16 protein-coding genes and 2 pseudogenes are annotated in these 22,261 nt (G+C 58.0%); 13 read left to right on the top strand and 5 right to left on the bottom strand.

Translation table 11 applies throughout. The features are described 5' to 3' along the window. The first annotated feature begins 21 nt into the window (after positions 1 to 21). On the top strand, positions 22 to 675 hold the full coding sequence (locus J2X66_RS11495; RefSeq protein ID WP_310264230.1) for a dTMP kinase: 654 nt from the start codon (positions 22 to 24) through the stop codon (positions 673 to 675). On the opposite strand, the gene J2X66_RS11490 is transcribed toward J2X66_RS11495, so the two are convergent. Together J2X66_RS11490 and J2X66_RS11485 are read right to left on the bottom strand one after the other, a co-directional pair. Next, positions 626 to 2,851: an ATP-binding protein gene (locus J2X66_RS11490; RefSeq protein ID WP_310264227.1), complete on the bottom strand. Its 2,226-nt coding sequence runs from the start codon at positions 2,849 to 2,851 to the stop codon at positions 626 to 628. The two genes, J2X66_RS11495 and J2X66_RS11490, sit on opposite strands and share 50 nt — an antisense overlap. A 111-nt stretch (positions 2,852 to 2,962) precedes the next feature. Further along, positions 2,963 to 3,117, bottom strand: a pseudogene (locus tag J2X66_RS11485) (peptidase); the annotation flags it as partial. A gap of 264 nt (positions 3,118 to 3,381) precedes the next feature. Here J2X66_RS11485 and J2X66_RS11480 point away from each other — a divergent pair. The 9 genes and pseudogenes from J2X66_RS11480 to J2X66_RS11440 all read left to right on the top strand — a co-directional run. Then, a pseudogene (locus J2X66_RS11480) lies at positions 3,382 to 3,543 on the top strand (general stress protein); the annotation flags it as partial. A 24-nt stretch (positions 3,544 to 3,567) separates the two neighbouring features. Beyond that, positions 3,568 to 3,816, top strand: a complete 249-nt coding sequence (locus J2X66_RS11475) for a KGG domain-containing protein (protein WP_310265242.1) — start codon at positions 3,568 to 3,570, stop codon at positions 3,814 to 3,816. 1,070 nt (positions 3,817 to 4,886) lie between these two features. Continuing rightward, positions 4,887 to 7,097: an EAL domain-containing protein gene (locus J2X66_RS11470; protein ID WP_310264225.1), complete on the top strand. Its 2,211-nt coding sequence runs from the start codon at positions 4,887 to 4,889 to the stop codon at positions 7,095 to 7,097. Positions 7,098 to 7,260: 163 nt separating this feature from the next. Then, positions 7,261 to 10,260: a molybdopterin cofactor-binding domain-containing protein gene (locus tag J2X66_RS11465; protein WP_310264223.1), complete on the top strand. Its 3,000-nt coding sequence runs from the start codon at positions 7,261 to 7,263 to the stop codon at positions 10,258 to 10,260. After that, positions 10,257 to 11,063, top strand: coding sequence for a xanthine dehydrogenase family protein subunit M (locus J2X66_RS11460; protein WP_077045107.1), 807 nt, complete (start codon positions 10,257 to 10,259; stop codon positions 11,061 to 11,063). Before J2X66_RS11465 ends, J2X66_RS11460 begins: the two co-directional genes overlap by 4 nt. 2 nt (positions 11,064 to 11,065) lie before the next feature. Further along, positions 11,066 to 11,566, top strand: a complete 501-nt coding sequence (locus J2X66_RS11455; protein WP_008060977.1) for a (2Fe-2S)-binding protein — start codon at positions 11,066 to 11,068, stop codon at positions 11,564 to 11,566. A 5-nt stretch (positions 11,567 to 11,571) separates the two neighbouring features. Beyond that, the gene (locus J2X66_RS11450) at positions 11,572 to 13,110 is read left to right on the top strand and encodes an AMP-binding protein (protein ID WP_077045106.1); all 1,539 of its coding nucleotides are present in this window, start codon (positions 11,572 to 11,574) and stop codon (positions 13,108 to 13,110) included. Positions 13,111 to 13,129: 19 nt separating this feature from the next. Continuing rightward, positions 13,130 to 13,933 carry an enoyl-CoA hydratase/isomerase family protein gene (locus J2X66_RS11445; protein WP_064596713.1) on the top strand — a complete coding sequence of 268 codons (804 nt, stop codon included), beginning with the start codon at positions 13,130 to 13,132 and terminating at the stop codon, positions 13,931 to 13,933. A gap of 101 nt (positions 13,934 to 14,034) precedes the next feature. Beyond that, positions 14,035 to 15,387, top strand: a complete 1,353-nt coding sequence (locus tag J2X66_RS11440) for an MFS transporter (protein WP_310264204.1) — start codon at positions 14,035 to 14,037, stop codon at positions 15,385 to 15,387. On the opposite strand, the gene J2X66_RS11435 is transcribed toward J2X66_RS11440, so the two are convergent. Further along, positions 15,380 to 16,165, bottom strand: a complete 786-nt coding sequence (locus tag J2X66_RS11435; RefSeq protein WP_310264202.1) for an alpha/beta hydrolase — start codon at positions 16,163 to 16,165, stop codon at positions 15,380 to 15,382. The two genes, J2X66_RS11440 and J2X66_RS11435, sit on opposite strands and share 8 nt — an antisense overlap. A 91-nt stretch (positions 16,166 to 16,256) precedes the next feature. Between J2X66_RS11435 and J2X66_RS11430 the strand changes: the two genes are divergently transcribed. Together J2X66_RS11430 and J2X66_RS11425 are read left to right on the top strand one after the other, a co-directional pair. Then, a complete protein-coding gene (locus J2X66_RS11430) occupies positions 16,257 to 17,228 on the top strand; it encodes an XdhC family protein (RefSeq protein ID WP_310264200.1) in 972 nt (323 codons plus the stop codon). Positions 17,229 to 17,415: 187 nt separating this feature from the next. Further along, complete coding sequence (locus J2X66_RS11425; RefSeq protein WP_310264198.1) at positions 17,416 to 18,270, top strand: AraC family transcriptional regulator; 855 nt, start codon at positions 17,416 to 17,418, stop codon at positions 18,268 to 18,270. A gap of 150 nt (positions 18,271 to 18,420) precedes the next feature. On the opposite strand, the gene J2X66_RS11420 is transcribed toward J2X66_RS11425, so the two are convergent. After that, positions 18,421 to 19,329 carry a LysR family transcriptional regulator gene (locus J2X66_RS11420; RefSeq protein ID WP_310264196.1) on the bottom strand — a complete coding sequence of 303 codons (909 nt, stop codon included), beginning with the start codon at positions 19,327 to 19,329 and terminating at the stop codon, positions 18,421 to 18,423. Positions 19,330 to 19,438: 109 nt separating this feature from the next. On the opposite strand from J2X66_RS11420, the gene J2X66_RS11415 reads away from it, so the two are divergent. Further along, complete coding sequence (locus J2X66_RS11415; protein WP_310264194.1) at positions 19,439 to 20,446, top strand: zinc-binding alcohol dehydrogenase family protein; 1,008 nt, start codon at positions 19,439 to 19,441, stop codon at positions 20,444 to 20,446. 181 nt (positions 20,447 to 20,627) lie between these two features. Here J2X66_RS11415 and J2X66_RS11410 read toward each other — a convergent pair whose 3' ends face one another. Beyond that, positions 20,628 to 21,611, bottom strand: a complete 984-nt coding sequence (locus J2X66_RS11410) for an LLM class oxidoreductase (protein WP_310264192.1) — start codon at positions 21,609 to 21,611, stop codon at positions 20,628 to 20,630. Positions 21,612 to 22,261: the final 650 nt, after the last annotated feature.

The raw sequence follows: 22,261 nt of genomic DNA, 5'->3' as shown, positions 1-22,261 counted from the left end.
TATATCAATCGAAACTCAAGAATGAATCGTCCGCTGTTTGTTTCTCTAGATGGGCCCAAGGGAACCGGCAAAACCACACTATTGGAAGCCGTTACGAAAGCACTGAGGGCCGACAACAAAAAGGTGATCCGACTTTCCGAGCAAAAAAGCGATCCCAATCGGGGTGAAACCATGACCCTCGTTAACCAGCTAGTCAGAAGTCCCAGCCGGGATTTGGAGTTTGAGGTTTGTGGTCGCTTTGCAGATAGTCGCGCCTGGATTTCCCAGCACGTTCTGGGCAAGCAGCCAACAGACAGCATCATCTTGATCGATCGCTGGTACCCGTCTGATGCCGCGTTTCGCCGGACAATCCCGTTTGCAGAGATTCTGCAGTTGAACATGGATCGAAACGTGCGAGTGCCAGACCTGCATGTCGGGGTGGTCACCAACCCTGAAATTTCATGGGCAAGGGCAGCGGCACGACGGCGCGGGCTGAGCAGTACGGTGATCCACAAGCTGGAAGAACATGTCGCTTGTACTGAGGCGTTCGAGCAAGCGATTGCAGATCACGGCTGGTTTTTATGCCGTAATGAAGGAACGATCGAAGACGCAACGATGCAGGTGGTTTCTGAGATCTATGAGGTCGTTAACTGCCATCTGAAGGAGTGTTTAGCAATGAATGCACTCGCGAAGTGAGTTCTTTGAGACTGAAGGGCTTGGTCAGTAATCGGGTTGTCCTATCGATCGAGACAAGTCGCGAAGCGCCAGCAAACCCGGTAATGAAAAGCACTTTGAGCAGCGGGTATTTTTTCTTGAGCTCCGAAGCCAGACTGATCCCGTTCATCAATCCAGGTAAACCTACATCGGTCAGCAGTAAATCAAGGTGTTTCAGCTTCTCCGCCTGTTTGAAGGCAGAAACGCTATCCACTGCTTCAATGACGCGATAGCCAATTTCTGACAAAAGCTCTGACACCATTTGCCGAATGGCCGCTTCGTCGTCCACCAGCAAAATAGTTTCGTTCTGCCCCGATGGCACAAGCTGCTGAGTGTCGCCAAGATCAACTTTTTGATCATCTGGTTGCGAATCATCCACCGGAAAAAACAGCGTCACGGTGGTGCCGCTACCAAGGCGACTATGGACTCTCACCTGACCGCCGGATTGCTGAGTGAAGCCATATATCATTGACAGACCCAGTCCGGTACCTTCGCCCAACTTCTTGGTCGTGAAGAACGGATCGAAGATACGCGACAAAATGTCAGGGCTGATCCCTGTACCGGTATCCGTGACGGAAATGCTCACATATGAGCCAAGCGGCATCATTTTTTCCGATGAAGTTGCGTTGTCGATAACGCATCGATCAACCTGAAGGTCGAGCCTGCCTCCATCGGGCATTGCATCTCGTGCATTGATTGCGAGATTAAGCAGCGCATTTTCCAGTTGGTTAAGGTCACACCTGATACAGTCGGTCGTTCTGAATGAGCACTCGACAATGATGCTCGGCCCTACTGAACGCCGAATCATTTCTTCAAGATCTGCGATTACTTTTCGAGGGTCCAGGCGTTCAGGCTCGAGTGATTGCTGCCTGGAGAAAGCAAGCAGTCGTTGCGTTAATGCCGCCGCTCGAGAGGCAGAGGTCAAGGCCACTGAATTGTATCGGGTCAAGTCGTCGTAGCGCCCCGCATCAATACGTCGTTGCATCAGTTCCAAGCTACCGATGATACCCGCCAACAGATTGTTGAAGTCGTGGGCAATTCCGCCGGTAAGCTGCCCGACCGCTTCCATTTTTTGGCTTTGCCTCAACTTGGATTCCGTTGCCGCGCGCTCTCGTTGCTCCGCTTCCAGTTGTTGGGTACGTTCTCCAATGCGCTCTTCAAGTAAGTCGTTCCAGTCACGCAACGCACTCTCCAACTGCACCCTGTCTTCTATGTCCTCGATGGTGCCGTACCATTGTTCGCTTTTCCCGGCGCTGTCGAGGCTGCACAGTGCTCGGACTCTAAACCAACGGTAATCGCCAGTGTGTTTTCGAAATCGGACTTGTAGATCGAAAGGCTGCAGCGTGCCCAGAGATTGATTCCAAAGAGCAGCGATTGATACCTGATCTGCCTCATACGCGGCATTGGCCCATTGACGTCCCAATGTTTGCTCGAGCGACAGGCCGGTGTATTCGTGCCAACGCGGATCGATGGACATCAGGTTGCCGCCCTTGTCGGCAGTCCAAGGCCAAAGTGGATTGAGCTCCGCTGCAATTCGGTAATGCCTTTCGCTTTCACGCAGTCGCTTTTCTGTCGACCGCATAGCGTCCAGGGTTTTGAAACGCTTCAACGCCGCACCAAGCAGGTTGCTATATCCACGGAGGAAGTCGATATCGCTCTGCGTAAACTGACGAGGACTTCGACTGTCCACCTCAAATATGCCGAAAGGACGTTCTCCGTTGGCGCCGTGGACGAGAACGTTGACGAAGGCTTTTACCCCATTGCGCTTTTGGAATTCGTGATACCGAAATCGTGATTCCGTTGAAATATTTGTCGAAATGACGGGAGCGTTGGTGTTGAGCGAGAAGATTTCGGGACTGCCTTCGCATGCTTGCACCCGAACCTTCCCGACTACATCGGGTGCCCAGCCCACACCATTTCTCACGAAGAACGTGATGCCGTCTTCTTCGAGCAACATGAATTTGGCGAGGTTGGTTTCAAGTGCCTCACCGACCAATCGACATGCCTCGTCGAGGATTTGTTCAAGGTCATCCGAGGCCAAGGCAAGCTCGCCAAACTTGGCAAGGACTTTACGCTGGCGCAGTAACGTATCCTCTATTTTCATAGGCTCACCAAAGGCGGTTTCAATATCCGAGGCTTTGGTTTCGGCTAGGTTCAATCAGCTTGATTGAGCGCAAAGAGGAGCGTTATAGGGGCGGACCCGTGCAGGCTTGGTCAACAGGCCATTGAGTGCAGTTAGAGCTGGATCGTCAGTGTCCTGAGAAAATCACTTCAAAAAGGTATAGAGCGTGAAGCCGAAATTGGTGCTGCCGCCAGAAGTGGACAGGTTCAACAGCAAGGACGTGGCGCCCTGTTCAATGGTTTCGAGAAAGCAGTCGTTGCCGGGTCGATCTGGCAGTGAAAGTGCACGATATGTTGGGTCATGACTGACTACCGAAATTCGTCGATTGTAAAGCTGCTTATGCGCTAGTCAGCTTAGTTCATATTGGCCATTCTTTAACGAAAAAATCGACTTTAATAGCGCCCTTTGATTAGCCGCTCCGCCAGTCGAAAGTCTCTATTTTTCAGGGAACTAACGTCAAAAAACCACTGGTCGTGAAGCTCGATTTTCGTCCAAACTTTCGATTTTCTACGTCCTCCGAATTAGACGAGCAGATGCTCGTACTAACTTAGTAGAGGTGAATAGAAATGGCTAATACCGGAAACAACAATCCCGGCAATTTTTCTAATGACCGAGATAAGACTTCTGAAGCCGGTAAGAAAGGTGGAGAAGCTTCAGGAGGTAATTTTGCCAACGACCCACAACGAGCTTCTGAGGCGGGCCAAAAGGGTGGTCAGGCCTCAGCTGGCCAACAATCACGCGACGCTGATCGTATGTCCGGAGGAGGGCAAGGTACCCATCGCGCAGGCGAATTCGCCGACGATGACGATAAGGAAGGCATGAATAAGCCTGGGCAAAAAGGCGGCCAGGCATCGGGTGGGTGGCAATCAAGCGAGGCTGATGAGTCCACTGGCGGTGGCCAGATCGGTCGCGGCGGCAACTTTGCCGATGACCGGGACAAAACCTCTGAAGCGGGGCGTAAAGGAGGTGAAAACAGCGGTGGCGGAGGGCGTCAGTCCTGATGCCGGGTAATTGATCAGGTCCCGATTTTTTTCGGGGCCTGATTGAAAGATTCGCGTGCCATGATCACTTGGGTGTTGAGATGTTCTACCGTACAAGTGCCCCTTATGGGAGCTGTCGAGTTGGCGTCTGGCAGCGAGAGCCCAGTTCGCAACATCATCAGTTTTCATATACCCGGCCAAACGCCGGTGGCAACGGGGTTGGACCACTTCGACTGAACTGATCGACACGCCCGGGGGGTTGAAGCGTCACCCAGCACTTGCCACATATGGCGGATCGAATACCTCGCGATCGTCAAATACATCGCAATCAGCTGCGCATGATGCTCGGCATCACTGCAGCAGCAACCCTATGGACCTGAATGGCGCGCGAGAAAACGGAAGCGGCAATTGATGCGACATGGGGCTTTCTAGGAACAACGTCCGAGAACCACGCGGTGTCTGAACATGAATACTCGATAAAGATCATCGATCACAATAGACGGCAGCGCCCTTATTGGAGCGGGAGGTCGTGGTTTGCACGGTGCTAACTGTGCGTAGAGTCGCTCAAGCCTGAGAACTCTTACCTCTAAAGTATTACGTATCTCATCGGTCCACGCTCCGCCTGAGACAAAGCATCGACTAATCGTAGTCAGTGATCTAAAAAATGCCAAGCAAGGAGCAAGCATCAGAAACGTTGCTAGGGTTAGCCAGAGGGTGGAAATGCAACGCTTACGGAACGTCCTGTCTTTAACTTATGGGCCATGTCATATGTTCATAGGCAGGCCGTTACTATGTTTTGCGGCAGGTCCGAAGGCTATTGGCGTGGAAATGTTCATCGGGCCATGTTCATGGAAACCGGGCTGCAGCTTCAGGACTGTCCGGCCAGCAGAACATCAGAACGGCCAAGCACCCCGACCATTCCAGCCAAGCGGCGGCAATCTGATACTGTTTTTTATGTTGGATCTGAGCCTTTTAATAGTTAGCTGGCGCTCTATAGAGTGCGCGTCCGAAGCACTAGTGGACAGTGATCGGCCGCCACTATTTCTGGCTCTCTGAAGACCGGACGACCTCGAGAGTCTTCAGGAACCACCATGAATACTCGTCCAAGCTTTCACAGCAAGACCTTCCCCGAGTCGCAACGTGACATTCTCGGTATGATTGCGACCGATCATCACCTGGGCGACATACTCTGCGCTATCTGCCAGATGCTCGACGCACAGGCCCCCGAAACCGTCTGCTCGATCCTGCTCACTGATGCCGAGGGCAGACACTTGCTGAGCGGCGCGGCGCCCGGCCTGCCAGCCGAGTACAACGAGGCGATTCATGGAATGGCCATTGGTCCACAGGAAGGAACCTGCGGTACCGCAGCGTTCCGGCGCGAGTTGGTGGTCACCGAAGACATCGCCCGGGACCCGAACTGGGAGCGTTTCCGCAGCCTGGCGCTGGGGCATAACCTGCGTTCCTGCTGGTCGGTGCCTTTGCTCTCCCATCAAGGATGTGTGTTGGGTACATTTGCTCTGTACCAGAACCGGACCCACTCTCCGGATAAAGCGCAGATTCAACGACTGGGCTGCGCGGCCCAACTGGCAGTCATTGCGATTCGCCATGAGCGTGACGGCCAACGTCTGGAGGAAAGCGAACAACGTTTTCGTTCATTGTTCACCTACAACCCGAACCCGGTGTTCGCCCTCGATCTGGCCGGCAACATCCAGAGTGTGAATCCGGCAGGCCTGAAGCTGAAACCGCACACGGCAACCGATTTCATTGGTCATCACTTTTCCCATCTGGTACTCGAAGAAGACCTGGAACGGGTCAGTCAGCATTTTTCCGCTGCCCGCGCCGGAGAACCTCAGCGCTTCGAGGCACAGGTTTTTGACGAGAGTCAAAAACTGCTGACCATGGACATCTCTAACCTGCCGATCATGGTCAACGGAGAAATCGTCGGGGTATTTGGCATTGCCCGGGACATCAGCGAGCAGAAGCATTACGAGCGCCAATTGAGCTTCAACGCCAGTCATGACCGGCTGACCGGCTTGCTCAACCGTGTTTCGCTTGAAGACCAGCTCGTTCTGGATTGTCACATCAGTCGTCGGCGCAAGCGTCGTCTGGCGGTGATGTGCATTGATCTGGATGGATTCAAATCCATCAACGATTCGATCGGGCACTACTTTGGCGATCAGGTGCTGATTGAGGTGGCGCAGCGAATGACTCAGCAGGTTCGTCCCGGCGATACCATCGTGCGCATGGGCGGTGACGAATTTATCGTCCTGCTGCCGGACCTGCTTCGTGATGAGGACGTTGTCCCGGTAGCCGAGCGATTGATGGCCAGCATTGCCAGGCCCTACTGCATCCAGGGCATTGACCTGCACCTGAGTGCAAGCGTCGGCATCACCCTGAGCGATGGTCACATCGAGCAGCCGATGCAGCTGATCCAGCAGGCTGACATGGCCATGTACAAAGCCAAGCAACAAGGGCGCAACAACTTTCAGTGGTACACCAGCGATCTTAATCAGCGCGTTTGCGAGCACGCGAGCCTGCGCAATGACTTGCAAAAGGCTATCGAAACTCAGTCGTTCAAGTTGCATTATCAACCGCAGATAGAAGCGCGCACGGGGCGAGTGGTCGGGATCGAAGCGTTGCTGCGCTGGGAGCATCCGGAAAAAGGATTCATCTCACCCGCGGTGTTTGTGCCGGTGGCAGAGGACAGTGGTCAGATCATCCCACTGAGCCTATGGGTACTTGATACGGCCTGCGCGCAGCTGCGCCAGCTAGGCGAGCAGGGCATCACGGGCATTTCGATGGCCGTGAATATTTCGCCGATGCATTTTCAGCGTGGCCAGTTCGAGGAGTGTATCCAGGCCGTGCTGAGCAAACACGGCCTCAGCGCCGGACAGTTGGAACTGGAGATTACTGAGTCGCTCTTGCTGCATAACGTTGAACAGGCGATCGACACGTTGCACCGGCTCAAGGCATTGGGGGTGCGCATTGCTCTCGATGATTTCGGCACCGGTTTTTCCAGCCTCAGCTACCTCAAGCGTTTGCCCATCGACAAGATCAAGATTGACCGCTCGTTCATCCAGGAAATCGCCACCGACCATCACGACGCAGCGATCACTCAAGGCATTATTTCCATGGCTCATCACCTCGGCCTGACGGTGGTCGCCGAAGGCGTTGAAACGGCGTCTCAGGTGGACTTCCTGAAGGGCAGTCGCTGCGATGTTTTTCAGGGGTATTACTTTGCCAAACCGATGCCCTGTGCAGAAATCGAAGCTTTCCTGAGCCATCCAGCGTCCCATCCCTGACCGGCCATTCTGTCGGGTCCCAGTCCTGAAAATCAGACGCTAAGGCAAATTTCCAGACCCCAGCGCAGAACTCCCTCTCCTCAGGCAAGGCGCTCCCCGCGCCTTTCTCACACACTCGGCTCTAACGCTATCGCGCTGCACAACAACAAGAGCCGCGAAAAAAATGACTACTTTCCAGCCTGCTACCGAAAGCCCGACCAGCCACATCGGCGCCCGTCAGACCCGTGTCGAGGACGCCGCATTGTTGCGCGGCCTCGGCTGCTATGCCGACGACGCCGCGATTCCTCCGGGTACGCTACATGCGGCGATCATCCGTTCACCCCACGCTCACGCACGAATCACCTCGGTGGACTTTTCCCGTGCGCTACTGATGAAAGGCGTGCACGGCGTGCTGGTCGGCGAAGACGTCAAACGCTGGGCGCTGCCGTTCCCGGTGGGTGTCCGGCAGCCGATGGAGCACTGGTGCGTCGCCGTCGACAAGGTGCGTTATGTCGGAGAGCCGGTGGCCGTGGTGATCGCTGAGAGCCGCTATCTGGCCGAGGACGCGATCGAAGGTGTACGCGTTGAATACGAGCCGCTGCCGCCGATCATCGACCCGGAACTGGCCACCGCTGAACAGGCGCCGATCCTGCACGAAGCCGTCGGCAGCAACGTGGTCAACGAACGGCACTTTCGTTATGGCGAACCGGAGCAGGCCTTCGAGCAGGCGCCGCACAAGGTCTCGCTCAAAGTAAAGTTTCCGCGCAGTTCCTGCACACCCATCGAATGCTATGTGGTGCTGGCTCAGTACGAGCGCGCCACCGGCATTTATGACGTGCTGGCCAATTTTCAGGGCCCCTACGCGTTGCACACAGTCATGGCCCGGGCACTGAATGTGCCTGGCAACCGCCTGCGTTTGCGCACACCGAAAGATTCCGGCGGCAGCTTTGGCATCAAGCAAGGGGTTTTCCCTTACGTGGTGATGATGGGCCTGGCGTCACGCAAGGTCGGTGCACCGGTGAAGTGGGTCGAGGACCGTCTGGAACACCTTCAGGGGGCTTCTTCGGCGACCAATCGGGTGACCGAAATTGAAGCGGCGGTAGAAGCGGATGGCCGCATCACCGCTTTGCGTTATGACCAGATCGACGATTGTGGTGCCTACCTGAGAGCGCCGGAACCGGCGACTTTCTACCGCATGCACGGCAACCTGACGGGTGCCTACGCGATCCGCAATTTGCAAGTGCGCAACCGGGTGGTGCTGACCAACAAAACCCCGTCCGGCCTGAACCGTGGTTTCGGTGGCCCGCAGGTGTATTTCGCCCTTGAACGGCTGCTGCAACACATCGCCGTGCAGTTGAAGCTTGATCCGTTGGACGTGATCCGCCGCAACCTGGTGCCGGCCGATGCCTTCCCTTATCGTGCGGCCGCCGGTGCGTTGCTCGATTCCGGCAACTACCAGGCTGGCATTGCCTTGGCGGCGGCGGACGGTGGACTCGACGAGTTGCTCAAACGTCGTGATCAGGCGCGTGCCGAAGGCCGGATCTATGGCATTGGTTATGCCGCTGTCATCGAACCGTCGATTTCCAACATGGGCTACATCACCACTGCGATGACACCCGAAGAGCGGCGCAAGGCCGGTCCGAAAAACGGCGCTGTCGCCACCGCCACCATCAACGTCGGACCATTGGGTGACGTCAGTGTGCACGTGTCCTCGGCACCGCAAGGGCAGGGCCATCAAACCACCGTCGCTCAGGTCGTCGCCGAAGTGCTTGGGGTTGCGCTGGAGTCCATCGTGGTCAACGTCGAGCTCGATACCCAGAAGGACGCCTGGTCGATTGCCTCGGGCAACTATTCCAGCCGCTTCGCCGGCGCCGTGGCCGGTGCCGTCTACAAGGCCGCGCTGAAGATCCGCGATCGCCTCGCCGCGATTGCCGCCGAACAATTGCAGGCCAGTCCCGAAGATATTCGTTTCGCCGGCGGCAAGATTTTTGTCGTCAATGGCGGGGCGGTAGCGCCATTTCATCGGATTGCCGGTGCGACCCACTGGTCGCCGGGCCTGCTGCCGGAAGGTGAAAACGGCGGTCTGCGTGAAACCGCCTTCTGGAGCCCGCCGCAATTGGAGGCACCGGACGACAAGGATCAGGTCAACAGCTCGCTGTGCTACGGCTTTGTCTTCGATATCTGTGGTCTGGAAATCGACCGCATGACCGGCGAGATCCACATCGATCGCTACGTCACCTGCCATGACGCCGGCCGCCTGCTCAACCCGGCGCTGGTCGATGGCCAGATTCGTGGGGGCTTCACTCAAGGCCTCGGCGCGGCGCTGATGGAAGAGTTCGCCTATGGCGAGGACGGCAGCTTCCTCAGCGGGACCTTCGCCGATTATCTGGTGCCGACCGCACCGGAAGTGATCGAACCGATGATCCTGCACATGGAGACGCCATCGCCATTCACCCCATTGGGCGCCAAGGGTGTGGGCGAGGGCAACAATATGAGCACGCCGGTGTGTATCGCCAACGCGGTGGCCGACGCCCTCGCTCGCTCGGACATCCGCCTGCCACTGACGCCATCGAAAGTACGCACGCTCATCGGCATCGACGAGCCGCCACGGCCAGCCGGTATGGAGGCCGATGACAACCTCGACGCAGCACCTGCCGGTGGACCGGCACTGCGGGCCAACGACTCGGTGGTGATTCCTGCTTCGCCGCAACAGGTCTTCGACACCTTGCTCGACCCGCAGACGCTGGCGGCGATCATTCCCGGCTGTCACGACCTCGTGCTTGAAGGCGAAAACCGCTACCGCGCAGATGTCACCGTCGGCGTCGGCATGATCCGCGCGCGCTTCGAGGCCAAGGTTGCCCTGAGTGATCTGGACCCGCCGCATTCATTGCGTCTGTCCGGTTCCGGCAGCAGCTCGATGGGGTCGGCCCAGGGGCAGGCCAAGGTGCGTTTCGTCGAACTGGAAAATGGCCACACACGCCTGGAATACCAATACCAGGTGGCGGTCAGCGGCAAAGTCGCCGCGGTCGGCGGCCGAATGTTGCAAGGGGCCTCGAAAGTGATCATCGGACAAATCTTTACTCGCCTGTCGCAACGGGTCAGCGGCCAAGCCATCTCCACCGGCTGGTGGGCGCGATTGCGTGCCTCGCTTGGCGCGCTGTTTGGCAAGGGAGGTGCTCAATGAAACCAGCTGCTTTCGATTACGTTCGGGCTGAAAACCGTCGTCAGGTCGTTGAGTTGCTCGCCGAGTATGGCCAGGAAGCTCGCATCATCGCCGGAGGCCAATCGCTGATGGCGGTGCTGAACATGCGCCTGGCTCAACCCAAGTTGCTGATCGATATCAATCATGTGGCTGACCTGGCCTATATCGAACTGCGCAAGGATTGTCTGGCGGTAGGTGCCGGGGTACGGCAGGCGCAGTTGCTGGCGCGTTCGACCCTGATGGACGAGGTGCCTTTATTGGCACTGGCGATGCCCTGGATCGGTCACTTCCAGACGCGTAATCGCGGCACAGTCTGTGGCTCGGTGGCTCATGCCGACCCGAGCGCCGAGTTACCGCTGTGCCTGGTGACGCTGGGTGGCGAGATCGTTCTTGAGTCGAAAAAAGGCAAGCGCATCGTCAAGGCTGCCGACTTCTTTCAAGGCATTCTCACCACCGACAAGCGTGCGGATGAACTGGTTGTCGAGGTGCGTTTTCCGCTCAAGCGCGAAGGCATTACCTATCGCTTCCGCGAGATCGCCATGCGCCACGGCGACTTTGCAATTGTCTCCCTGGCCGCGGCCATCGGCGCGGACCAGGTCGAACTCGGCATCGGCGGGGTCGCGGACCGTCCGCAACGTCGCAGTCTGCCTCGTGGTGCGGGGCTGCCGGACGCGCTCAATCAAACCGCCTGGTCGCTCGACGCACAAGACGACGTGCAGGCCAGCGCTGCCTATCGCCGCCAACTGATTCGCGAGCTGGGTCATCAGCTGATCGAAGGAGTCTGAACATGCGTGTAACTGCCGACCAAACCTTTCCGATTCGCCTGGAACTCAACGGCCGCTCCCGCGAAGCCCTGGCTGAACCGCGGACCCAACTCTGCGACTTCCTGCGCCACGACCTCGGTGCCACCGGTGTCCATGTCGGATGCGAACACGGTGTCTGCGGTGCCTGCACGGTGCTGGTGGACGGAGTCGCGATGCGTTCCTGCCTGATGCTCGCAGTACAGGGGCACGAGCGGCGTATCGAGACCGTCGAGTCCCTGGCTGACGACGACACTCTGAGCGACCTGCAACAAGCCTTTCGCCGTCATCACGCCTTGCAGTGTGGCTTTTGCACTGCGGGCATTCTCATGTCCTGCGTGGATTTTCTCGAGCGGGTACCCAACCCGGACGAGACCCAGGTACGCGACATGCTTTCGGGGCACCTATGTCGCTGCACGGGTTACACCGGCATCGTTCAGGCCGTGCTCGAAGTCGCTGCCCAGCGCCAAACGAACAAAGGGGTATAACAAAAATGTTCGATCTCGGACGCAGTTTCCTCGCTGCCGTTGAACGCCGACCGCATGCCGTGGCGGTCAGTGACGGTGCGTTGAAGAAAACCTATGAAGAATGGTTCGTCGATATCCAGAGCGCCGCTTGGGGCTTGCAATGCCTTGGGCTGCAACGCGGTGATCGACTGCTGGTAGTGATGCAAAACCGCTGGCAGATGGCAACCTTGCATTGGGCCTGTCAGTTTGCGGGCATCGTCATGACCCCGTTGAACTGGCGTTCGACTGCCGAGGAACTGGGCTACTGCATCGAAGATGCGCAAATCCGTGCAGTGGCTTACGACGACGCGACCGTGACCGCCGTGGCCGGTTGCAGCGCCGCTACAAGGCTGCCACGGATCGCCACCGGTCTGCGTGCCGCCAACACCGACCTGAGTTTCGAGGAACTGTGTTCGCAGACCCCCTCCGGCATGATTTTGCAGGCCGACGCCGAAGACTTTTCACTGCTGCTGTACACCTCCGGAACCACCAGCAAGCCCAAGGGCGTGCCTCGTCGGCACCGTAGCGAACGCGCCGCGGCGGTTGCCCACGTAGCGCAAAACCTCTACCGCCAGAATGAATGCACGCTGGGCGTCATGCCGCTTTACCACACCATGGGCGTGCGTTCGTTGTTGTCCATGGCGCTGATCGACGGACATTTCGTCTGTGTGCCGAAGTTCGATGTGGAAGCCACGCTGCAGGCCATCGAGCGGGAAAAGGTCAGCAACCTGTACCTGGTGCCGACGCTCTACCACATGCTCATCGAACACCCGGCCTTTGCTCGCGAGCGAGTCGCCAGTGTGGAAAAAATCGGCTTTGCCGGTGCACCGATGAGCGACGGCTTGATGCGTCGCGTCGAGCAGGCGTTCCAGCCGCAATTGTTCGTCAATCATTACGGCAGCTCGGAGATTTACACCTTCACCATCGACCAGCAAGCCAGCCGCAAACCCGGCTCGTCAGGGCGCAGTGCAATGAACCAGCGCGTGCGCGTGGTGCCGATCGATGCTGAAACGGCGGACGTGCAGGTCAACCCATTGGAGGAGGGCCAGATCATCGCCGACCTGGCGAGTGACGAGGCGTTCGAAGGCTATCTGAACCGCCCCGAAGCGACCGCCAAGGCGTTGCGTGACGGATGGTATTTCACCGGTGACATCGGCTACTTCGATCAGGAGGGCGATCTGTTCGTCACGGGCCGTGTCGATGACTTGATCATCACCGGCGGCGAAAACGTCAGCCCGGCAGAAATCGAAAACATGCTTTCCCTGCACCCAGCCGTGGAAGAAGTGGTGGTGGTCGGTCTGCCCGACGAGCAGTGGGGCAAGATCATTGCTGCATTTATCAAGCTGCGCGCCGACGTCTCGGAAGGCGACCTCGATGCCCATTGCATCGCTTCGGGCCTGGCCAAATTCAAGCGGCCACGGCGTTACCAGTTCGTCGATCAGATTCCCAAATCTCCAGTGGGCAAGGTGCTGCGGCGCGTGCTGCTGGCTCAATTTCAGGAACAGGCCTTGAAGGCCATCAGCTAATCATCCAGAGGAAACTCTCATGCAACAGCAAGCGATCCAGCAATTTCTCGACACTCAGTTCGATGGCTTCCAGGTTGAAGTCGATGTGTCCCGCGAGCGCGCCGACATCATCCTCAATCGCGCGCCGTTGAACGTCATTTCCATGGGGCAGCGTGATGAACTGCGCCAGGTCTTCGAAGCCCTCGATGCACACAAAGGCGTACGCGTCATCGTGCTGCGCTCGGTGGGTGAACACTTCTCCAGCGGTGGCGACATCAAGGGCTTCCTCGAAGCCTCGCCAGAGCACGTTTCGAAGCTGGCCTGGAACGTTGCGGCACCGGCACGTTGCGAAAAACCGGTGATCGTTGCCAACCGTGGCTACACCTTCGGCGTCGGTTTCGAGCTGTCCCTGGCCTGCGATTTCCGCATTGCTTCGCAAACCACTCGCTACGCCTTGCCTGAGCAGAACCTGGGTCAGATCCCGGGCTCGGGTGGCTCCGCACGCCTGCAGAAAATCATCGGCATCACCCGCACCAAACACATGGTGATGCGCGCCAAGCGCATCACTGGCGACCAGGCCTATGCCTGGGGAATTGCGACCGAGGTCGTGCCGGACACCGAACTGGAAAGCACCGTCGATGCACTGGTCGATGAACTGCGGCGCTTCTCGCCGCTGGCTCAGCGCACGGCGAAAAAATTGATCAACGACAACGAAGATGCGCCGCTGACCGTCGCGATCGAGATGGAAGGTCACTGCTACAGCCGTCTGCGTAGCTCCAAGGACTTCAAGGAAGGCGTCGAGGCGTTCCACAGCAAGCGTGCGGCCGTGTTTATCGGCGAGTAAATCGTACCGGCGAGCAGGCCCGGGAGTATGTTGGTAACGGCGTACACCTTACGGAGCAGGGCCTGCCGCCCCTTTTGATTCACCGCTTGTGTGAGGCAACCATGACCACGACAACAACAATAACTGCATCACCCACCAGCGCCACTACCGATACACCACAGATTCCACCGGGCAAGGCCTTGCTCGCGGCATTTGCCTCGACATTCGGCTGGGCGCTGGATTTGTTTGACCTGTTCATCCTGCTCTACGTGGCACCGATCATCGGTCGCATGTTTTTCCCCTCGGACACCCCGACATTGTCCCTGGCCGCAGTATATGCCTCGTTCGCCGTGGCCTTGCTGGTGCGTCCGCTGGGCTCGGCGATCTTCGGTGCGTATGCCGACAAACACGGTCGCAAGCGTGCGCTGATGGTCTCGATGGTCGGCGTCGGTATTTCCACGGCACTGTTTGGCGCGCTGCCGACCATTCACCAGGTCGGGGTGTTGGCCCCGGTACTGTTTTTGCTCTTGCGGGTCATTCAGGGCATTTTCGTTGGCGGTATCGTTGCCTCCACTCACACCATCGGCACCGAATCCATCTCGCCGCGCTATCGCGGCTTGATGTCCGGGTTGATCGGTGGCGCCGGCGCCGGTATGGGCGCGCTGTTGGCGTCATTCACTTATCTGGTGTTGTCGGAGATCTTTCCCGGGGAGGAATTTGACGTCTGGGGCTGGCGCTTCATGTTCTTCTGCGGCCTGCTCAGCACGTTTTTCGGTCTGGTGATGTTCCGTTACCTGGATGAAAGCCCTGTCTGGCGGCAACTGCAACAAGCCCGCAAGACCAAGGGGCCGGCGGTAGTGGTCGTGTCGCCACTCAAGCGTCTGTTCGGTCGTGAGTACCGCGCCGTGATGCTGGTCAATCTGCTGATTACGTTCGGAGGCGGTGCCACGTATTACCTGGCCTGCGGTTATCTGCCGACATTGCTCAACGTGGTCGCCAAAGTGCCCCATACGCAGACTTCGCAGCTGCTCATGTACGGGTCGGTGGCAACCATTGTCGGGGCACTGGCCTTCGGTTACCTGAGTGACCTGATCGGTCGCAAGAAGACGTTCTTGCTGCTGGGTGTGATCAACCTGGTGAGCCTGCCGATGATGTTCCTGGGTGTCGCCGAGCCGGGTTCGCTGACCCGCACTGCGCTGTATTGCGTGGGCATCGCCTTCATGGGCGGGGCGATCATCGCGCCGATTCTAATCTTCCTCAACGAACGTTTTGCCACCGAACTGCGAGCCAGCGGCACCGGGTTGTCCTGGAATATCGGTTTCGCTCTCGGCGGCACCATGCCGACCTTTGTGTCCCTGGTCAGCAGTAGCCCGGCGCAGATCCCCATGGTACTGGCGATTTTCGCTGCCGGTCTGTCGGTGATCTACCTGATCGGCAGCGTGGTGATTCCAGAAACCCAAGGCAATTTCAAATAACGGCGGGAAGGTGCTCCAGGAATTCGCAGATCAGCTGCAAGGTCTGCTCGGGAGCTTCGGTTTGGGGAAAGTGCCGACAGTCATCCAGCAACACACAGCGGCACGGTCCAGGTACCTGTCGCTGGATGACGACCAGTTGCTCGGGCGTAGCGTAGTGGTCTTCGCGCCCCTGAATGACCAGCAGCGGCTTTTCGATATTCGCCAACTGCGCTTCGAGATTGTCCAGGGAAAAGTCCGGGTGCAACCAACTGTCACTCCAGCCGTGAAAAGCGCCGTCGACATTGGTCCCATGGTGGCGTGCCAGGCGCTCGCGCAATTCGCCCTGATGCCACACCTCGGTGGTATGGCGAATGCCATCGAGGCTCTCGGCCTCGACAATCACATGAGGCGCCAGTGCAATGCTGCCCAACACGCGTGGATCGTTGGCGGCGGCATAGGCAAGGACGATGGATGCGCCGTCACTGTGACCGAGCAATACCACTTGCGGCAGTTGCAAGGCATCGAGCAATTGCCGCAGTTCACGAGGGCCGTCGGTGCTCAGGTAGTCCAGCGGACGCGGCAGGGTTACCGGGCTCGATTGCCCATAACCCTGACGGCTATAGGTGACCACACCGCAGCCGCTGACCTGGGCCAGGCGCAGGGGGAAGTCTTTCCATTGTTCGGCGCTGCCGAGGCCTTCGTGCAACAGCACAAGCGTCGGTCGCGAAGGCTCAGCCGCAGGGATTTGGCGATATTCCAGGCGCAGCGACCCAAGTTGCAAAAACTGTTGTGGCGACATGTTGAATCAACAATTGAACAAGATTGCTCGCAGGTTACCGTAAACGTAACCCCGCATGCAGCACCACGCTTTTGCTTGAGGTATTGAAAACATGCGTCATCTCGATGTACAGGTGATCGACCAGGCACTGCAATGGGCTCGCGCCGGGCAGGCCCAATGGCTGTGCACAGTGCTCTCCACCTATGGCTCGGCGCCGCGTGCGCCGGGTGCGATGCTGGTGACCAATGGCGCGGGCGAACACGTCGGCTCGCTGTCGGGTGGCTGCGTCGAAGAGGAGTTTCTCGAAAGCCTGACGCGCGGTGAATTACGCGAACCGGCGCAGATCGTCAGTTATGGCGACAGCGTCGAGCAACGCCACCGTCTGCGTTTGCCCTGTGGTGGTGTGCTGATCGTGCTGGTCGAACACCGCGATGCCAGCCTTGAATGGATCGCACACCTGGAGAGTCTGCAAGCGGCGTTACTCGGTCAGCGACGTCTGCAGCGTCATATCGAGCTGAGCAGCGGTGCCTTGCGCCTGGACCCGGACGCCGGACACGGCAGCGAACGGGTGCAAGTCGACGACGAAAGAGTGCGCATCAGCGTTGGCCCGGCGTTACGCCTGATTCTGGCAGGGCTCTCGCCGGTCGCTGAAGTTTGCGCCAGTTTCGCCCGAGCCATCGGATGCGAAGTCATCGCCTGCGACCCCCGGGAAGAGATGCTGCATGTACATCTCGAAGGCGTGGAGATGCAACGTGTGCTGCCTTCGATGTTCATTGCCGCCGGAGGCTGCCACGCGGCGACCGCGGTGGTGGCGCTGACTCACGATCCGCGAATCGATGATCTGGCGCTGATGGAAGCGGTCCACACCTCGGCGTTTTACATCGGCGCCATGGGCTCTCAGGCAACCTCGGCCAAACGCGCCGAGCGGCTGAAGCGCATCGGTGGTCTGACGGATGAACAGATCGCCCGTTTACACATGCCCATCGGCCTCGATCTGGGCAGCAAGGCCCCGGCGGAAATCGCTCTGGCGGTGGTGGCCGATATCCTGCGTGTTTATCACGGTAAAGAACGCCATGCCTTGTAGGCGGTTTTTCCGACGAACGTGGGGGCTGCGAAAGTCGAGGTAGACGCTCGGTCAGTCGCGCGCGATAGTGGTCAGCCAAGTGTTGCTGAACCATGGACCGATCGACGGGCTTGAGTAATAGATAAACGCCCCGATGATAGGCATTGAGGCCGATAACAATATCGCTTCAAGCGAGCGGAGGAATCTGATGTCGATTGCCCAACGGGTTTTCCACGGCAGTTTTGGCCGGGTCGCCTTGCTGAATATGGATCATTCGCTGGTCACCCATACCCATTCCGAATGCCATGTGCTGGTCAAAGTGTCCGGCGAGGACACTTACTTCAACGTTAACGGTCGGCGGGTTCCGCTCAGTGATCGCACTGCGGTGCTGGTCAACGCCTGGGAGCCGCATTTCTATGATCCGCAGCCGGGTGCCGGTGCCACCCTTATCCTGGCGCTTTACATCGAGCCCGCCTGGCTGGCCACTGCCCAGCAGTCGCTGGCGCTCAGCGGTCGGCCGGACTTTTTCGCCCAATCATGCATCGAGCTGTCGAGTCGAAATCGCACCCTGGCCGACATCCTGGTCGCCGAAGCGCATGGTTGTGGGATCGTGCCGAAAGAGCGCTTGGAGTTCATGCTGTTCGACTTCCTGATCGAACTGATCGAGGCCTTTTCCAGCTGGCGGCATTTGTCTCTACTGGGTGCGCCCAACACAGGTGAGTTCCGGGATGCGCGCGTGCGCCGTGGCACGGCCTGGTTGCTTGAGCACCTCGATGATCCGAACCCGATCGACAACGCCGCGCGGGCCTGTGGTCTGTCTCGGGCACACTTCTTTGCGCTGTTCAAGAAAGACACCGGCATGACGCCGACCCTGTTGCTTAACGACGCGCGCATGCGCCGCGCTTTTGCCTGGCTTGAGCGTGAGCGCAGTGGAACGCTGGGTCTTTTGTCGGAGAACCTCGGGTTCTCCGAGCAAGGTCATTTCACACGGTTTTTCCGTCAGCACATCGGAGCTTCGCCCAGCCAGTATCGGCGTGTAGTGGATAGTTACGCGGCGGTTTGAACCGAGAGGAGGGCGAGGGGATTGGGCAATACTCCCGTCAATGAAGTTAGTCTTTTATTTTGAAGCTGGCGACTTTTATAGGCTGCGAAAATTGTAAGGTCTATTAATTATCCAGAAAGTCATAAATCTCTTTCATGCGTTCTTCTCGCATCAACTCAAGTTCTTCCTTGGTTTCGACTCCAGCGCAGAAAACTGACCACTCAACCACGTATAAAGCTGAGAAACCGCAGGGCTGATCTGCTTGCGATGTGGGCACACCAGGCTCAACGGAGAAGCTTCCCCGGGGTAATCCGGCAGCAGCACAAGCAGGCGCCCCGCGGCGATATCGGCACTGACATCCAGCCACGATTTGTTGGCGATACCTTCACCCTCCAATGACCAGCGCCGCACGACATCGGCGTCATCGCTGAACAGTGGCCCCGAAACCTGCACTGTTTGCCCGCCCAGGTTCCACTTGTCGTAGACCCGGCCATTTTGCAGATAGAGCAGGCAGTGATGCTTGCTCAAGTCATCCGGCGTTTGGGGAGAACCGCAGCGTTGCACATACTCCGGCGAGGCAACCAGCACCCGCTGGTTCCACGGTGCAAGCGGCAGTGCCACGTAGTTGGCGTCTTCGTTCGGGCCGTATCGAATCGCCACGTCCACCGGGTCGCGAAACAGATTGGCCATCTGGTCCGACAGGAAAAAACGCAACGTCAATTCTGGATGCTGACGGCGGAACAGCGTCAACCACGGCAGCAGTATGTTGCGCCCCAGATCGGACGGCGCTGTCACTTGCAGTACGCCCCGCAGCGTGGCGTTATCACCACGCAGGTTTTCCTTGCCTTGCTTCAGGGTCTCAAGCACTGAGTGGGCGGTGGGCAGATATTGCTCGCCCTCGGCAGTCAGTCGCAGGCTGCGAGTGGTGCGGGCGAACAGGCGCACATCCAGTTCGCGTTCCAGACGTTTGATGGCGGCGGCGACCTGACCAGGCAGTAGATCAGCCTCCAGCGCCGCTGCGGTGAAACTGCCCAGTGCGGCGCTGCGGATGAATAAACCAAGATCATCGATGCGGATCATTTTCACTCCTGCAGTGAAAGTGTTGGCGCATTTTGCTTGTTTTTCTTTGTACTTGGGAAGTCGAAGATGGCTGCAAACGAGTGCATCACCCTTCAGACAGCGAGTGTCCATGAAAGCCATCACCTTTACCCAACACGCCTTGCCCATCGACCATCCACAAGCGTTGATCGACATCAGTCTCTCGGTGCCCAAACCTGGACCACGGGACCTGCTGGTCGAAGTTCGCGCGGTGTCAGTGAATCCCGTCGATACCAAGGTGCGCGCCGGAACTTTCACAAAAGAGCCGAAAATCCTCGGCTGGGATGCCACAGGCATTGTCCGTGAGGTCGGCTCTGAAGTGACGTTGTTTCAGCCGGGCGATGAAGTGTTCTATGCCGGCTCGATTGTCCGCACCGGCAGCTACAGCGAATTCCATTTGGTCGATGAGCGGATCGTCGGGCACAAGCCTCGTACATTGAGTGCAGCCGATGCGGCCGCGTTGCCGTTGACCTCGATCACGGCCTGGGAATTGTTGTTTGACCGGCTCGGTGTCGCCGAGGGGGCTGGGGAGGGCAAGTACCTGTTGATCACTGGAGCGGCTGGGGGCGTCGGATCGATGCTGGTGCAACTGGCCCGACAGTTGACCCGTCTTACCGTCATCGGAACTGCCTCACGCCAGGAAACCGCTGATTGGGTTCGGCAGTTGGGCGCGCATCACGTGATCGATCACAGCCAACCACTGCTCGCACAGTTGCAAGCGCTCGACGTGCCGGAGATCGACTATGTCGCCAGCCTGACTCACACCGAACAGCACTTTGCACAACTGATCGACGTGCTCAAGCCGCAAGGGCGTCTGGGTGTGATTGACGATCCCGACAGCCTCGACGTGATGCCGCTCAAGCGCAAGTCGCTGTCGTTGCATTGGGAGCTGATGTTCACCCGCTCGCTGTACGAAACCCCGGACATGATCAATCAGCATCATCTGCTCAATCGGGTCAGCGCTCTTATTGACCAAGGCGTTCTGCAAACCACCGTGGGCGAGCACTTTGGTGCGATCAATGCGGCAAACATGCGTCGTGCCCATGCGCTGGTCGAAAGCGGCAAAGCCCGGGGCAAGATTGTTCTTGAGGGGTTCTGATTTCACTCATCAGGCGAGGGCGGTTGCGCGTTTTTCGATGCATTGGTATCAGCGCTTCACCGCCACGGCAGATGACCTGCTCGAAGAGCCGTTGCAACTGATATTCCTTGAGCAGGTAACGGCCTGATGATTCAACCTGTTGAACCGCACCACCTCGACGGGCGTGGAAGCGGCCGGCGTATCAATTCGCTTCAGGACGCGGCTGTACTCCGAATTGCGGAACGATGTGAGTACCCAGCTCCTCAATAACTTGCGCAGCAGGGCGCTTTCCGTATTTGAGATTCAGGATAACGTGGTCCACTCCGATTTCCTCAAGCGACTCGAGCAAAAACCGGAGATGGAAGCGTCCAAGTTTGAACCCCAAATGAATGCGAGTGGGCGGCGTAGACGGGGTCTCATCGAGGTCGATGTAGAGCGACTGAGTGAAGGGCTTATAGACGGGGCCACATTGCTTCATGACTTCCTGCCGCCAATCTTCCACGATCAGTCGCTGCATGTTCGGTGGGCGTGGATAGTTGATCCATCCGACGCTTTCGCGCGCGATCCAATCCAGTGACTGGCGGCTATTGCCGGTCACGAACATTGGAATGACTTGGGTTGTGGGTTTCGGAATGAGGTCTGCACCCTGCATCTCACCATCGCTCCAGCGAATGGGCTCAAAGCTGGTGCTGTGGGCTTGGCGAATCACCTCGTAGTGCTCCCGAAAGATGTCTCCGCGCCTTTCGGGATCGACGCCAAAAGCCGAAAACTCCACTGGGCGATCGCCGGAAGCTACACCCAGAATCAAGCGACCTGCGCTCAACTGATCGACGCTGGCTGATGCCTTGGCCGTGTGCAGAGGATGGTGTAACGGGATGGCAATGGATGCGGTGCCAAGTGCTATCTCCGACGTATGAGCAGCCATGTAGCCCAGGTAAACCCAAGGGTCGAACAGTTGGCCAACATCGCCGAAGCCAGGGTCCCGAAGAGGCACGTCGCGAAACCAAAGTGCGCAGAAGCCCAGAGCCTCCGCTCGTTTGGCCAATTCGACCTGGTTGAGCATGCTCGGAGTGTCCCCATCGAAGGCCTCCAAAGGAAAGAACAATCCCAGGCTCAAATGACCCTGAGTGAAGGTTCGGCTGAACCCTCGGTGCTGCTGATAAGGAATCGTGCTCGGCCGATACATACTCATCTTCCTCAATGGGAGAAACGTGAACAGCGCCCCTGTTTAAGAGGTGCTGCGGCATCGGTCGCTTGGGAACGACAGGTGGGGTCATGGGTGCAGTCTTCGCCCGTTGCGCCGTACGTGCTGGTCGGGTCGACCGGAGTGAGGGGCCAGTTGCTGGCAATACGCGCGGGCAGGTCCGGATTGGCGATGAGCGGACGGTCAAAATAAATCAGATCGTTCCAGCCCGATACATCGCCTGAGCAAAAGCGTGGGGACCACCCAACAAGCGTAGGCGGCATTGAGGGGAACCGCCATGTTCGTCGTTCGTCTCGGTGCCTGTCGCAGATGATTACGCCCCAGTCTGGGCCTTGGGCGTCGTGATCGGCGCGCCGCGGGTTGTTATAGAGGACAGTCGTCAGGTCAGCCCGCTGAGTCTTTGGATACTCGACCGACAATTGTGTCCGGCCCCAGTCCTGAAATTCAGACGATAAGATAAAATTTCAGACCCCAACGCAGAACTCCATTTCCCCAGGCAAGGCACTCCCTACGCCTTTCTCACACAATCGGCTCTAAGGAAACTCTGAAAAAGACTCCCAAGTCTGCTGAAATACGCTTGCCCCACGAACTGAACGGTTGAGCCCCGATGAAGCAAATATCCTTCGCCGATG

The organism is Pseudomonas sp. 3296, assembly GCF_031456615.1.
Taxonomy (GTDB): domain Bacteria; phylum Pseudomonadota; class Gammaproteobacteria; order Pseudomonadales; family Pseudomonadaceae; genus Aquipseudomonas; species Aquipseudomonas mucoides.
Note: the sequence above shows the minus strand (reverse complement) of the source record. Positions and strands in the feature narration are given on the sequence as shown.